General features: G+C 41.5%; 13 protein-coding genes. All 13 read right to left on the bottom strand.

Annotation, left to right across the window (positions count from 1 at the left end; all coding sequences use genetic code 11):
• Positions 1 to 13 precede the first annotated feature (13 nt).
• The 13 genes from bsdcttw_RS06975 to bsdcttw_RS06915 all read right to left on the bottom strand — a co-directional run bounded on the left by bsdcttw_RS06975 (position 14) and on the right by bsdcttw_RS06915 (position 14,171).
• Positions 14 to 412 (bottom strand): hypothetical protein, encoded by a 399-nt coding sequence (locus bsdcttw_RS06975; RefSeq protein ID WP_185258660.1) that lies wholly within the window; start codon positions 410 to 412, stop codon positions 14 to 16.
• Positions 413 to 430: 18 nt separating this feature from the next.
• The gene (locus bsdcttw_RS06970) at positions 431 to 2,257 is read right to left on the bottom strand and encodes a bifunctional homocysteine S-methyltransferase/methylenetetrahydrofolate reductase (RefSeq protein WP_207726504.1); all 1,827 of its coding nucleotides are present in this window, start codon (positions 2,255 to 2,257) and stop codon (positions 431 to 433) included.
• A gap of 211 nt (positions 2,258 to 2,468) precedes the next feature.
• The gene (locus tag bsdcttw_RS06965; protein WP_225903811.1) at positions 2,469 to 2,864 is read right to left on the bottom strand and encodes a nuclear transport factor 2 family protein; all 396 of its coding nucleotides are present in this window, start codon (positions 2,862 to 2,864) and stop codon (positions 2,469 to 2,471) included.
• Positions 2,864 to 3,268, bottom strand: a complete 405-nt coding sequence (locus bsdcttw_RS06960) for a DUF2500 domain-containing protein (RefSeq protein ID WP_225903810.1) — start codon at positions 3,266 to 3,268, stop codon at positions 2,864 to 2,866. The genes bsdcttw_RS06965 and bsdcttw_RS06960 overlap by 1 nt, the downstream gene beginning before the upstream one ends.
• 136 nt (positions 3,269 to 3,404) lie before the next feature.
• Positions 3,405 to 3,845 carry a hypothetical protein gene (locus tag bsdcttw_RS06955; RefSeq protein WP_225903809.1) on the bottom strand — a complete coding sequence of 147 codons (441 nt, stop codon included), beginning with the start codon at positions 3,843 to 3,845 and terminating at the stop codon, positions 3,405 to 3,407.
• Positions 3,846 to 4,033: 188 nt separating this feature from the next.
• A complete protein-coding gene (locus bsdcttw_RS06950) occupies positions 4,034 to 4,735 on the bottom strand; it encodes a response regulator (protein ID WP_185258658.1) in 702 nt (233 codons plus the stop codon).
• A gap of 28 nt (positions 4,736 to 4,763) precedes the next feature.
• Complete coding sequence (locus tag bsdcttw_RS06945; protein ID WP_185258657.1) at positions 4,764 to 7,457, bottom strand: sensor histidine kinase; 2,694 nt, start codon at positions 7,455 to 7,457, stop codon at positions 4,764 to 4,766.
• A 451-nt stretch (positions 7,458 to 7,908) separates the two neighbouring features.
• Entirely contained in the window at positions 7,909 to 8,469 is a 561-nt protein-coding gene (gene kdpC / locus bsdcttw_RS06940; RefSeq protein WP_185258656.1) for a K(+)-transporting ATPase subunit C, read from the bottom strand.
• Between the two features lie 15 nt (positions 8,470 to 8,484).
• Entirely contained in the window at positions 8,485 to 10,542 is a 2,058-nt protein-coding gene (gene kdpB, locus bsdcttw_RS06935) for a potassium-transporting ATPase subunit KdpB (RefSeq protein WP_185258655.1), read from the bottom strand.
• Positions 10,543 to 10,559: 17 nt separating this feature from the next.
• The gene (gene kdpA, locus bsdcttw_RS06930) at positions 10,560 to 12,245 is read right to left on the bottom strand and encodes a potassium-transporting ATPase subunit KdpA (RefSeq protein WP_185258654.1); all 1,686 of its coding nucleotides are present in this window, start codon (positions 12,243 to 12,245) and stop codon (positions 10,560 to 10,562) included.
• Positions 12,242 to 12,355, bottom strand: a complete 114-nt coding sequence (locus bsdcttw_RS06925) for a potassium-transporting ATPase subunit F (protein ID WP_197979831.1) — start codon at positions 12,353 to 12,355, stop codon at positions 12,242 to 12,244. The genes kdpA and bsdcttw_RS06925 overlap by 4 nt, the downstream gene beginning before the upstream one ends.
• Before the next feature lie 190 nt (positions 12,356 to 12,545).
• Positions 12,546 to 12,689: a hypothetical protein gene (locus bsdcttw_RS06920; protein ID WP_185258653.1), complete on the bottom strand. Its 144-nt coding sequence runs from the start codon at positions 12,687 to 12,689 to the stop codon at positions 12,546 to 12,548.
• Between the two features lie 270 nt (positions 12,690 to 12,959).
• Positions 12,960 to 14,171, bottom strand: a complete 1,212-nt coding sequence (locus tag bsdcttw_RS06915; protein WP_185258652.1) for a GNAT family N-acetyltransferase — start codon at positions 14,169 to 14,171, stop codon at positions 12,960 to 12,962.
• Positions 14,172 to 14,225: the final 54 nt, after the last annotated feature.

The following is a 14,225-nucleotide window of genomic DNA, read 5'->3' as shown; positions in this document are numbered from 1 at the left end:
CCCTCCATGCTTTTTATTTTCCTACCAGCCAAAGCTTTGCTTTCTCGTAATCATTTATAAACGTATAGACAAATCCTGTCTCCTGCTCATTTAGCTGTAATTCTGTTTTAATCACATTTTTGATTTTCCGGTTTATTCCGATAAATACAACCTTTCGCAGTTTTTTTAAGTCTTTAAAGCATCTTGTTATTTCCACTGCCATATCCTTATCAATCTCAGTCTGGTTCATATTAATTCCTACAAGTCCAGTTGCAGAAGGTCTTTTTATTGCTTCCAAATCTCTGTGAAACTTCTCCATGACAAGTTCCTTTTTGTCATAGAGGGCATCCAATTGGCAGAACCATATCTCTCCTCCCATATAAGCCATGGAAAAGGATTCCCTGACAATGACATTATTCTGTGCATCCCTCATATTTCGCACCTTCCCCTCTTACTGAACTTTAATTTTTTCCATCAGGCTAACCCGGTTAAAGGGAAGCATAAAATAATAACCGTCTGCAAAACTGCTTAAATCTTTAATAATACAGCTGGCTATATCTGCCCCAACCCATTCTGCCTCTTCCTTGCTCATATCAGGACGATACTTCTCAATTACCCAATCCGGCACATGAATACCGGAGATTTCATTTTTAATAAAATTAGCATTCCGGTAACTTACTAAAGGCATAATTCCGCATAAAATTTTCGTATCTACCTTTGACCTGATTACTTCCAGCCTTCTGATATCTTCTTCTGAAAATACAGGCTGGGTCAAAAAGTACTTAGCCCCCGCTTCTATTTTTCTCTCTATCCGTTCTATTACCTTCTCTATAGGACCTCTGCCGTAGTTTAATGCTCCTCCGTAATAGATCGGTTCTCCTGAAAAATGCTCCCGGTTCATTTCCTTTACATAGTTCATAAGCTGTATAGAATTATAGTCAAAGACACCGGTTGTGGATTGTCTGTGTTCACTTGGGATAGGATCCCCTGTCACCACCAGGAGATTACGTATCCCATTAAGATAAGCGCCGAGAATCATCGAGCGCATGGCAATCATATTTTTATCCCTGCAGCAAATATGAGGCATGACAGGAAGCCCTGTTTCATTATGAAGTTTTAAGGCCATAAGAACGGAATCCACACGACTTCTTCCCATAGGGGAATCCGCCATAGTAATCATATCCGTACCGGTATCCTTTAATTTAAGTGCACAGGCTATTACTGCTTCATCGCTGGCATCAAAAGGCGGGTCAAGCTCAACTGCAACTACCTTCTTCTTTTCCTGAAAGTTCTGATAAAACTCATTCGTCCTTACTTCTATACCGGCTTCTTTTATCCCTGCCAACACCTTCCTGTCACCTCGAAAAGTATCATCCAGCAAAAGCTTTTCCGCCATATTTTCAATAAAATCCGGAGTCGTGCCACAGCACCCTCCCACTGCATCAACACCAAGATTGCATATTCTTTGAATATTATCTCTGAAATATCCTTCATTATCCATAAAGATTAAGCGGTTTCGAAATTGCTCGGGATATCCGGCATTTGGCATTGCAAAGATGAACTTCCCAACGGGCAGGGTAAGCTTTTTTAATATCTGATACATGTGACCGGAGCCTATTCCACAATTAAAGCCACCGGCTTCGATTTCCTTCGTTTCTTCAATGGTTTCCAGAATGGACCTGGCACTGATTCCCTTTGATGTAAATCCATTCTTATTAAGGCAAAAATCCGTTATGATAAAAGCTTCCGGTTTTTTCTCTTTAATATATTTCACCAAATTCTTTAGATAATAGAAATCGGAAAAGGTCTCAAAAAGAAACACTTCTCCCCCCTCTTCCAGAAAGACATCACAGATATCCTGGTATTCCGCAAGGATATCTTCCTCCGGTTTTGTCCCATTTTCCGGAATTGGGCCTATATTACAGGCCACATAGACCTGCCTGTTCCCTTTGAAAGCTTTCGTATTCCCTGGGAAAGATTCCTCTTTTAATACTTCTTCTACCGCCCTTTTCGCAAGCTGATAGGCTTTTTTTATCAAAAGTTCCTGCTCTTCTTTCGTCTGCCCTAAGGTCTGTCTGTTGGCGGCAAAGGTATTTGTACGTATTAGGGCTGCCCCTGCTTTCATGTATGCTTTATGAATGTTAACAATGGTTTCTTCTTCTGTAATATTACCGAACTCCGATACGGCATTGTCATTATTTAAAAGCCTGGAATAATAAGTACCCATGGCACCATCTGTAATTAATTTATGTTCTTTCAAATACTCTCTTAAATCCATGGCTAAACCGCTCCTCTTTTGAACCGATAATTCAGTCTGTCTATACCATACTGACGGCATATTTATTCATTTTATTTTCACCTGATTTATTTCTTCTATCATAATCAGAAATGGCAAAATTGTCTACTAGAAATATCATTATTAAAAAAAACGTATTACAGTAAAATTAATTACTGTAATACGCTCATTGCATGGCCGTATCTTTATACGATTAATCTGCATAAGGCAGATAATGCTCTGCCTTAGACTGAAATTCCTTAAGTGAGAGCACTTTACCTGAATCATCAAATTTAATAAGGGATATCCCATCAAATCCGTCTCTGGAATTTTCATAGATACATTCAAAATACCATTCTACTACCATAGTATCTTCCTGATGAATAAACTGTTTAATATCCCAGACAATAACCTCTCCCTTAAGATGCCAATCCAAAAACCATTTATTTATCTGTTCTAATCCATAATACACCGGACCATAGCATTCCGTATAAGTAATGGTGGAAGAAAACAGAGTTGTCAGACAGGAGGGATTATTATTTATCCATGCATTAAAGTATTCTTTTATCCTTATTTCACGATTTATATAAATATTTTCCATACTTTCCATTACAGCTGCCTTACAAATTCTAGGTATCTGGTCCCCTGGAATTTTAATTTTCCGCTGTCCCCTTCAGCCAGCATCCCGTAAACATCTCCCCTTATAGAAAACTCCATACGATCTCCGCTTTCTACTTCGAAGGTTGCATAGTACCAGGTACTGCTACTGCTAGTATTTATACCATCATCTATGGTATCCATATGCGTCGTTGTATCCGTTCTTTTGGCAACTACCTTAGCATCCACAGATAGCACCGGTGACTGACTATTCTTAATTCCTTGTTTAGCCATAGTTATGACTGTAAAAATAATACCTATAATTACGATAGCAAATATTAAAAAAATAAAAATACTGCCAAAGCCGAACATGAAATTATTACCATATCCGCCCCCGAAATGATAATTCGCATTCATCCGCTAATCCACCCCATTTCTGCAATATTAAAACATTCTGCTTTATTATATCAACGGAATGGTCCGAATGTCAAATTATTCTATATTTCATAATATTTATTCGATTTTTCTCACTTAAATATCCTATCAAGAAATTCTAAATGAACATCTTGCATTCATTAATATTATTCTCTTCAAATTTTAAAAGCCGTTGTCCCAGCTGTATGATATTTTCATGAGCTCCCTGATACTTACGGTTATTCTTAATAATATCAATAACTCCCATAGTACTGCCCTGTATCAACATTTCAGAAATGTGAGAAGCTGATTTATCTGTAAGTGTCTTAACATTAATCATAATATAAGCTGATACTTTCTGAAACAAGCTGATGTCCTTTTCTTCCTGTCCGTTTTCTTTTAGAAGCCTTTCTGCTTCCTTTTCGATTGCCTCATATTCTTTGTATTGAGAATTCAATACCTCTAGAAACTCCTTCTCTTTTACGATTTCCAGAAGCTGCCCTATGGTATCTGTTCCCATTTTCGCATTCTGATAAATATAGTTCAAATACTCTGCATTTGCATCCATAGTAAATCCCATGTCCTTTCCTATACCCGCCGTAAAAGCTGCAGGTACAAATCCATCTATTAAAACTTAAAATATATTTTAATATCTGTTAAATTCCATGGTTTTATTCTTATGATTAATATATAAACTACCTTACTCGATACACCTCAAGTTCGCGCCGAGGATTTCGCAGGCGCGTACTTGACTATGAATTATGCCTTCTAATAATTCATATTATCCGCTAAACGGTATCCGACTCCCATTTCCGTAAGAATATACCGGGGTTCACCGGGATTTTTCTCAATCTTTCTGCGGATATTCGCCATATTCACTCTAAGAGTACGGCTTTCATTGGCGTATGGTCCCCAGATTTCTTTTATGATATAATCATGGGTCAATACCTTTCCGGGATGCTTTAGGAGCAGTGCCATAATCTTATATTCGATGGGTGTTAGATGAACACGCTCCCCGGCCATAGAAACAATTCTTTTATCAAAATCGATTTCCAATTCTCCGACCTTAACAATTGTTTCCTGTCTTTCTTCTCCTTCTCCTCGTTGAACACCATGCCGCAGTGCAGTCCGAATCCGTGCAAGAAGCTCAGAGGTACCAAAGGGTTTTACAATATAATCGTCTGCTTCCATATCAAGTGCTTCTACTTTTTCCCGTTCATAGCCTCTGGCTGAAACCACCACCACCGGAACCTTTGACCATGTACGTATATTTTTCAGAACTTCAAGGCCATCCATATCCGGCAGTCCCAAATCCAGCAGTATCAGATCAGGAATATGTGAGGCATTCATCTGTATAGCCTCCTTGCCTCCGGTACATCTGATTACCTTATAACCGTTAGCATTTAAAACCGCAGACATGAAATTACCTATGGTCTCATCATCTTCAACTATTAAGATTAAAGGTTCCATATTCCTTCACTCCTTTCTTATCTAATCCTTATGATTGAATGCCTTCTTCAAGCGGGAGATAGAATCGGAAAGCAGCTCCTCCTTCACTGCGGTTTTCTGCTTCCATTCTGCCATTATGGGCTTTGATAATCGACATGCAGATAGAGAGCCCGATGCCCAAGCCTCTGGAAGAATCCAACGGCTTCTCACTGCCAGGTATAAAGCTCTCAAAGAGGTAAGGAATATCCTCTTTGGGAATACCCCTTCCGTTATCCAATACCTCAAACAATGCCAGTTCCTGCTGTTTTCTCAGATGTATTTCAATGAGTTCCTCTTCATTTGAATGCTTGATGGCATTTTCCAAAAGATTGATGATTACCTGAGCAATTAAGGTGCCGTCCATTGGTATCTCCAGAAGTTCATCCGGTACTTTCACCAAGATATTTCTTCCCGGATACCGTATTCGGATTCTGCTTACTGCTTCCGCAATTACTTCCTCTCCGGCTTCCAGCGTCTTCGTTACGTTCATGCTGCCTTCTTTTATGCGGGTGACAGACAGCAGGTTCTCCACCATACGAATCAGCCATTGGGAATCTTCCTTGATATTAACCACCAACTGATGGTTAACCTTTGGATTTAGAGTCCCCTCATTCTCCAATATTGCTGAACTAGCTCCTAAAATACCGGTAAGCGGTGTACGCAGGTCGTGGGATATCGCTCTTAATAGATTGCTGCGCATTTTCTCCTTCTCTGTCTCCACCAATATGTTTCTCTGCTCATCACTTAACCTCTGCCGTTCCAGTGCCATAGCAACAAGAGGTGAAATCATTCTTAGGAACAGCCTGTTGTTATGATCCAGAATTCCTCCTTTACAGGAAAGACCGATTACTGCCAGTGCATTTCCCTGAATCAGGATTGGCTGGTAAAAAGCTCCGGCTCCCATTAGAGTATCTGTTCCGGCTCCGGCTCTTTTTTTATTTAAAAATACCCAATGAGCTACCGCCTTTTCATCTTCTGAGTTCAGGAAGGAAGCGTCCTCTTCCTCTTTTGATTGTAAAAAGCTTCCCGTCATTTCTGCATTCTCATTTATTGTATACAGTATAACAGACCTGTCAAAAAGTTTCACTGCATAATCGAGGACCAGCGCTACAATATTCTCCCTTCCTCTTGTTGCCAGAAGCTTTTTATTAATTTCATACATTACTTCCGTCCGATGTTCCCTCTCAACCGCCAGCCTTGCCTGGGTCTTGATTCTTACCGTCAAAGCACTTGTAATCAATGCTACCAGCAGCATGATAGAAAAGGTCAGGGGATACCCATTGCCAATCGCATTAAAAGTAAAGTAAGGTTCTGTAAAAAAGAAATTAAAGAGCAGCACGCTTACCACTGAGGCAAGCACCCCATAAAAATATCCTTCTGTGATTCTGGAAATAATCAAAACCGATAAGATAAATACCATTATAACATTTTGCTCTCCAAAATTAAATTTCTGAAGCCCTTCACATAGTAAGAGAGCGCTTAGCAGGATTCCGGTCATTTTAAACATATCACTTTTTTTAACAATAATAGAAGGTTTTAATAAGCTTTTGCTGCTTTTTGGGTTAAATCTTTTTTTGATAGCACTGTCCGGTATAATATGAATCTCTACGTTAGGAAGAAGGGATATCAGCCGGTCCTCAAAATCCATCTCAAAAAGACTGCTGATGGTCTTTTTGTTTCTGCTCTTTCCCACTACTATGTTGGTAATGCCGGATAACCTGGCATATTCTGCAATAGTCTGTGCAATATCATGCCCTATGAGAGTATTTACCTCCGCTCCCAGTTTCTCCGCCAGTTCTACATTTTCCCTGAGTCCCTGTTTCTGCTCTTTACACGACTCCTCTTCTTCTACATATACTGCTGTCCAATGGGAATGAAAGGCTTCTGCTGCCCTGGCCGTCCAGCGAAGACACTTTGCAGAGGAAGGAGAAGCTCCTATGCAGACCAGGAACTTAGTATTTGCTGCCTTTTCTTGCATCATCCACTCATTCTGGTTCTCATTGCTGATGCGCTCCGTAGCTTTTCGAAGTGCAATTTCCCGCAGTACCCGCAGATTTTCGATGGTGAAGAAATTGTTAAGAGCAGTCTTAGCCCGTTCTTCCCGGTAGACCTTGCCTTCCTTTAAGCGGTGCAATAGCTCCTCCGGTTCTATATCAATTACCTTTACCATATCTGCCCGGTCGAATAGGTAGTCGGGCACTGTTTCCCTGACACTTACCTTCGTGACATCTTCGACCACATTGTTCAGACTTTCAAGATGCTGTACATTTACTGTTGTATATACATCAATTCCGGCATTTAATAGCTCCTCTACATCCTGATAACGCTTCCGGTTCCTGGAGCCGCCGGCATTGGTATGAGCCAGCTCATCCACCAGTATCAGCCCCGGCTTCCTTCGCAGAGCTTCATCCAGGTCGAATTCCTTTAGTTCTATTCCCTTATAGGATATGGTCCTTGGAGAAAGCACCGGCAGCCCTTCCAAAAACCGAAGTGTTTCCGGACGTTCATGGGGTTCTACATACCCAACCAGAACATCCTCCCCCAATTGAAAGCGTTCCTTTGCTTCATCCAGCATAGCATAGGTCTTTCCTACTCCTGCGGCATATCCAAAGAAGATCTTTAATTTTCCGCTTTCACTATATTCCTCATCCTTTATTTTCTCTAATAACATTTCGGGACTCGGCCGGTAATCCTGATTATCCATACCAATAACCATACCTTTCTAAAAGTTTCGTGTGAAAATCATATGATTTGGGTCGAAAGGCCAGTTTTCAAAAGGGGACGGCAAATTGTACAAAACAGAAAGACTCATGCTTCGATTCCAAGGCATAAGAAATCCTAATTCTCTGAATATTTTGTGTTTGACATATTAGCACAAAATCTTCTGAGAAAAGGATTTCTAATGCCTTTCCATAGGCGCATTCGTTCTTTTTGCTTTGTACAATTTGCCTGTGCTTCCTATTGATGCAAGGCTTTTGGCGCTCAAATAATTATAAATTTTAAACGAATCATCCTAACTGGCGATACTCTCTAAACTATTTCATTTCATTTTATTATACCACATAAAGAAAGTGGATATCTTTAAAAGAAATATTACAACCTTCAAATTTGTTGGTACTTTATTTTAGGATTTTTGCTGTTTTCTCTTGAATTTCTTACAGCAATCCATCCAATGCCAAATTCACCTTTAATACATTTACAGCTTTCTCACCAAAGATACCAAGAAAAGCACCTGTTGTATACTTATCGATTAGTTTCTTTACATCCTCAACCTTTATACCTCTCACCTGTGCAATTCTCTCTGCCTGATAATCCGCTGCTGCAGGTGATATATTAGGGTCAACACCGCTGGCAGAAGCCATTACCAGATCAGAAGGGATATCTCTTCTATTGTCCGGATCTAAGTTGTGCCACCAGTCTATTCTTTTTTCTATAATTTCCTTCTGTTCTGTACTGGTGGGTGAAAGGTTGCTGGTACCAAGAGGCCTGCCTATCAGATATTTTGCCTCTGTAAATTCCTGTGCAATAAGTGCAGAGCCGTATTCCTTCCTGCTGCCATCCTTTAAAGTAACCGTAATAATACTTCCCTCTGCTTTCGCAGGGAAGAAAATCCCCGCAATTCCGGTTACCGCTGCGGTATAAAGTACTCCGCACAGAACTGTCATCAGAAGAAGACTCACAATTGCCGGTCTTAAAACTCCTTTACTGCTTTTCATAATTATATACCTCCATTATACAAGACCAAAAGCGGTCAGTAACAAATCAATCACTTTAATTGCGATAAACGGTGCTATAATACCACCAAGACCATAGATAAAAAGATTTCTCTGCAGGAGCTTTCCTGCCGGCAGCTCTCTGTATTTAACGCCTCTTAAAGCCAGTGGTATTAAAGCTATAATAATAAGGGCATTGTAAATGATGGCAGAGAGTATGGCGCTGTATGTGCTGGTCAAACCCATAAAATTCAGTACGGATAACTGAGGGTATATTGTAAAGAACAATACGGGTATAATAGCAAAATATTTGGCAACGTCATTGGCAACAGAAAAGGTAGTAAGGGAACCTCTGGTCATTAGCAGCTGCTTTCCGATACGCACAATATCAATTAACTTGGTAGGATTGGAATCCAAATCCACCATATTTCCGGCTTCCTTCGCAGCCTGAGTGCCGGAGTTCATGGCAACTGCAACATCTGCCTGGGCAAGAGCAGGAGCATCGTTAGTACCGTCACCTGTCATGGCAACTAAGTGCCCCTTTGTCTGGTAATCACGGATTAGGGTAAGCTTAGCCTCCGGTGTGGCCTCCGCTAAAAAGTCGTCCACCCCTGCTTCCGCAGCAATTGCTGCCGCAGTCATGGGATTATCTCCGGTAATCATAATAGTCTTGATTCCCATCTTACGCAGGTCTTCGAAGCGCTCTTTCACCCCGTTCTTCACGATATCCTTTAGATAAATTACACCCAGAACTTTCCCGTTCTTTGCCACTACCAAAGGTGTTCCTCCGGCTTTTGCAATCTCTTTGACGATTCTGTCACATTCCTCTGTATAGGTACCGCCTTTTCCGGTTACATAATCCTTTACAGCTTCCGCAGCTCCTTTTCTGACTTCATTTCCCTGGTAGTCAATACCGCTCATACGGGTCTTGGCAGTAAATTCGATAAAGGTTGCCTGTAATTTAGATAAATCTCTTCCCCTTATGCCAAACTTTTCTTTCGCCAGCACCACAATGCTTCGTCCCTCTGCTGTTTCATCGGCTATGGAAGATAACTGAGCTGCATCGGCAAGTTCTTCTTCCGTTACTCCTTTTACCGGGAGAAATTCACAGGCTTGGCGGTTACCAAGGGTTATGGTACCGGTCTTATCCAGAAGTAATACGTCTACATCACCTGCAGCTTCAATTGCCCTTCCGCTCATAGCAAGTACATTTGCCTGGTTTAAACGGCTCATACCGGCAATACCGATGGAAGACAACAGCGCTCCAATTGTAGTGGGGGCAAGGCATACCAATAAGGCAATAATATTCGTAATGGATACAGGAGCACCGCTGCCCGCCTGCTTACTGGCAAAATTCGTAAAGGGCAGGAGCATGGCGGTAACCACCAGGAATATAATAGTCAAGGCTACCAGTAGAATCTGAAGGGCTATTTCATTGGGAGTCTTCTTTCTGGCGGCACCTTCCACCATGGCAATCATTTTATCCAGAAAGCTTTCTCCCGCTTCCGCAGTAACACGGATAATCAGCCAGTCAGATACCAGTGTAGTACCTCCTGTAACAGCGCTTCTGTCACCTCCGGATTCTCTGATTACCGGTGCAGATTCACCGGTTATAGCACTCTCATCTACAGAAGCGGCACCATCTATAACTTCTCCGTCCATAGGAATCTGCTCGCCAGCACTGACATAAACCAAGTCACCTTTTTTCAGACTGTTTGACAACACTTCCGTATATTTGCTGATATCTGTTTCTGATAGTAACTTCTTTGCCTTAACATCCTTTCTGGCACTTCTTAAAGACTGAGCCTGGGCACGACCTCTGCCTTCTGCAATTGCTTCTGCAAAGTTGGCAAAAAGGCAGGTAAACCATAGTATAACTGATATGGTAAAGGTGTAGCCTGCACTCTCATCCCTAATTCCTGCAAAGGAAAGGAAAAAGAGCAATGTGGTAAATACTGCTCCAATATATACAACCAACATGACCGGATTATGCACCTGAACTCTGGGGTCAAGTTTCTTAAAAGATTGAGCCAAGGCATCCAAAATAATATTTTTATCAAAACTCTTCTCTTTCATATCAATAATTCCCTCCCTTAACGCGTTGTGAAGTAATCAGCTATAGGTCCAAGAGCAAGGGCAGGCAGGAAGCTTAACGCGGTAACAATCAGTATTACTCCGATTAAAAGCCCTGCAAACATACCATTACTGGTGGAAAGCGTTCCTTCACTGGCTGCAACAGACTTCTTACCAGCCATATTACCACCGAGGAAAATTACCGCTATCAATGGGATAAACCTTCCTAGAAGCATAATAATTCCCCCTGTGATATTTGTAAAAGGTGTATTAGCGGTAAAGCCTCCAAAAGCACTTCCGTTGTTATTACCCATCGAAGAGAAAGCATAGAGAATTTCTGAAAATCCATGGGCACCTGAGTTCGTAAGCCATCCACTTACGGCGGGTATCAATACGGCTGCCCCCGTTCCTAAAAGGGATACCAGCGGAGGTACCAGAATTAGCAGGCAAACCATCTTCATATCATAAGGGGCTACTTTTTTACCCAGATATTCCGGTGTTCTGCCTACCATCAATCCGGCTATAAATACCGCCAGTAATACATAGGCTAGGATTCCATATAACCCACTGCCGATACCCCCGAATACGATTTCTCCAAGCTGCATCAGGAACAAGGGCATTAACCCGCCAAGGGGAGTAAAACTATCATGCATGGAGTTGACGGAACCATTGGAGGCCGCTGTTGTACCAACCGCCCAAAGGGAAGACATTCCCACTCCATGTATTACTTCTTTTCCCTCCATATTGCCGGAAGAACTAACACCTGCATAAGAAGGTGCGGTATACTGCTCGCTTAACCCCGTAAAGAAAAGTGCTGCCGCAAATAAAATCACCGTTACTACATATAAAGTTCTGCCTTGTTTCTTATCTTTTACTGCCTTTCCAAAACTTACAAGAAGAGCTGCCGGTATTAAAAGAATAGAAAGCAGCTGTATCAAATTAGAAAACGAAGTCGGATTCTCAAAAGGATATGCTGAGTTCATTCCAAAGAAGCCGCCTCCATTGGTTCCAAGCTGCTTAATAGCAACCTGACTGGCCGCCGGTCCCATTGGCAGAACCTGAGATACACCGTCTTGTAATGTAGTAACTTCTTTGTAGGAAGAAAAATTCTGCACCACCCCCTGGGATACCAGAAGAACTGCCACTATAAGGGAAAGGGGAAGCAGTATATATATCACGGACCTTGTAATATCAGCCCAAAAGTTTCCGATAGTTTTCTTTTCCTTATAGAGAAAGCCTCTTATCAGTGCATAAAGTACTGCCATTCCCACACTGGCAGATAAGAAATTCTGCACAGTCAGTCCTAAAAACTGTGACAGGTAGGAAAGGGAAGCCTCTCCGGAATAGGCCTGCCAATTGGTATTGGTAACAAAACTTGCTGCCGTGTTAAAGGCTAAATCCAGGCTTAATCCTTTCATTCCTTCCCTGTTTAAGGGCAGGATTCCTTGCAGCAGCAATAGGAGCATCAGAAAGAGAAATCCTGCTGCACTAAAAAGGATTACGGAAATAGCATATCTCTTAGCGCTCATCTCTTCTTCCGCTTGTACCCCCATCAGTTTATAAAACCCATTTTCAACAGGCTTTAACAATCTTGTTAAAAATACCTTTTCACCACTCATTACCTTATTCATATAAATTCCAAGAGGCAGGGAAAGCCCAATCAATAGAATCAGATACAAACCCTCCTGTATTATCATCCTACTCATAGATTCTCACCTCGAAATAAGACATAAAAAAGGTATACCAGCAAACTTAACCCGGTTATACCCGCCAGAACTATCACCGTTCCCATTCTTCTCACTCCCATCTTTTTCATAGCAAACAACTCTTATTTTGAATTGCTTTGTATTCTCCAGCCAAAATTTCCTTTGCTGTACTTAAGATAATAGCAAATATCATATTAAAGTGGTGTTCAGATACCCGACTGGGATGTTAAGAAAGTATAAAGATATGAAAGAGTTTGAACACAAAAAAAAGAGAGACTGAAAGTCTCTCCCTTCTAAAATTTATTTTCTTTGATTTTGAGGGCCGATACCCTCCCTGACTACATTGTGAGTCTGATTCTGATTTTCCGGTTTTTCCTTATGGGTGGTCTGGTTAAAGGTTTCTTTTACCTTCCGCTGCTCTTCCTGTTCTGATTCCTTTTTCATAGAGATACCTCCAAAATATAATTTTTATCAGTATCTACCGTAAAGGGCTAATTATTCATTCAGCTTGTTTTAACACCTTTGTTCACATAACTTTAAATAAACATTCAAACGGAGGACATATATGAACAGTATACTATGTATATCGCTAATATCAAGGTTCCCCACCTTGCTTACATAGAACTTTTTTCATATCAGGCCAGCCGGTAATCCGGTTGGCCTCCTCCTTTATAAAGAAACATTCCGTGTACTATGCGTATATAACAGTATTTTCTAGAAATAATCCGAGAAGTAAGGCGTCTGCTGCTCAATGGCGTCCTCTAACATATCCACTGTCTCCGGGCTGCAGGTGATGCGTCCGATTTTCTGTAGATAATCCGGTCTTTTGTAGCCTAAAAGCATGGTAGTCATACTCTGAATATCTATCTTATCAGCACTCTTCTCCGAGGTACGTACAACCACGCCTTTTCCTCCTGCCGTTATCCGCAGGGTAAAAGTCCCCTGGTTCCAGGAAAGCAGCGGATCATCCAATGTAAAGGTCCACTCCCTGTCGGCGGTATCAGGCTTAAAAGGATACTCAGCTACAAACATTTCCAAGTCCACTATCCGTGCCATAAAATAAGGAGATATAGTTTCCTTAATGTCTGCATCTTCCAGGAGAAAGGCCAGGGGTTCATCGGTATGAATATTGCCTACAACCTTTGAAATCATGGAAAAGTGTGCACTGATAAAATTCCAGAGACCGCTTCTTGCTTCTTCATTAAGAAATATCATATCCTTGATGTGAAAGACTTCATCAGAGATCCAGTAAAGGACATACCCGTCGGGCTGCCCCTCTTCATTATAATAAATAGCCGCCATCAAATCATCAGTGTCCCAAAGCCAGTACTCGTTCCAAGCCAATTCATTCCGCAGCATAGCCCCATGGGTCTGCATGGCAAAACGTTCATAGGCTGCTTTCACCTGGTCACTGTCCACCGTAACACGCTCAATCTCACCGGATACCCGCTTATTCTTAGGCAGCTGATAATCATTAATCTCAAAGGTAATCACATCCGATATGATTTCCCAGCCCTTTCTGCGGTAATAAGGTATAGAATAGGGAAATAGGTAGGATATGGACTGCTTGCGCCCCCTCATATTTTCAAGTGCCTGGCACAAAAGCTTATGCATCAGCCCTTGTGAAGAATATTCCGGGTAAGTACCTACCCCAGTAAGCCCACCCATATCGAAGGTCCGGTCAAAGATACGTACCTGAAAAGGGTATACCGCTACCTGAGATATTAATTTGTCGCCATCAAACCAGCCAAGAACATCCGCCTGTTCCAGTACGGGAGATTTCGCCCGGATAATCTCATCCTCCTCCCATCCACTCTGATGCAGCTCCCTGTCGGTTACCTGAAACACATACCGTAACAGCTGGTTATACTGTTCCAGGTGCTCCAGGCCTACTTTCTTCATTTTCAATTGCTTTCTTCTGCTCATACTTGGCTCCCATCCTCGTGTTTTATCACGCTTATGAAATCAAAGGAGTGATCT

This window comes from Anaerocolumna chitinilytica, from assembly GCF_014218355.1.
In the GTDB taxonomy this organism is placed as follows: domain Bacteria; phylum Bacillota; class Clostridia; order Lachnospirales; family Lachnospiraceae; genus Anaerocolumna; species Anaerocolumna chitinilytica.
This window is presented reverse-complemented; position numbering and strand designations above follow the sequence as displayed.

Coding starts and splice junctions, on each gene's coding strand:
- bsdcttw_RS06965 (WP_225903811.1), bottom strand. CDS start 2,864: ATGGAAAGTATGGAAAATATTTATATAAATCGTGAAATAAGGATAAAA.
- bsdcttw_RS06960 (WP_225903810.1), bottom strand. CDS start 3,268: ATGAATGCGAATTATCATTTCGGGGGCGGATATGGTAATAATTTCATG.
- bsdcttw_RS06970 (WP_207726504.1), bottom strand. CDS start 2,257: ATGGATTTAAGAGAGTATTTGAAAGAACATAAATTAATTACAGATGGT.
- kdpB (WP_185258655.1), bottom strand. CDS start 10,542: ATGAAAGAGAAGAGTTTTGATAAAAATATTATTTTGGATGCCTTGGCT.
- bsdcttw_RS06955 (WP_225903809.1), bottom strand. CDS start 3,845: ATGGGATTTACTATGGATGCAAATGCAGAGTATTTGAACTATATTTAT.
- kdpA (WP_185258654.1), bottom strand. CDS start 12,245: ATGAGTAGGATGATAATACAGGAGGGTTTGTATCTGATTCTATTGATT.
- bsdcttw_RS06945 (WP_185258657.1), bottom strand. CDS start 7,457: ATGGATAATCAGGATTACCGGCCGAGTCCCGAAATGTTATTAGAGAAA.
- bsdcttw_RS06950 (WP_185258658.1), bottom strand. CDS start 4,735: ATGGAACCTTTAATCTTAATAGTTGAAGATGATGAGACCATAGGTAAT.
- bsdcttw_RS06925 (WP_197979831.1), bottom strand. CDS start 12,355: ATGAAAAAGATGGGAGTGAGAAGAATGGGAACGGTGATAGTTCTGGCG.
- kdpC (WP_185258656.1), bottom strand. CDS start 8,469: ATGAAAAGCAGTAAAGGAGTTTTAAGACCGGCAATTGTGAGTCTTCTT.
- bsdcttw_RS06915 (WP_185258652.1), bottom strand. CDS start 14,171: ATGAGCAGAAGAAAGCAATTGAAAATGAAGAAAGTAGGCCTGGAGCAC.
- bsdcttw_RS06920 (WP_185258653.1), bottom strand. CDS start 12,689: ATGAAAAAGGAATCAGAACAGGAAGAGCAGCGGAAGGTAAAAGAAACC.
- bsdcttw_RS06975 (WP_185258660.1), bottom strand. CDS start 412: ATGAGGGATGCACAGAATAATGTCATTGTCAGGGAATCCTTTTCCATG.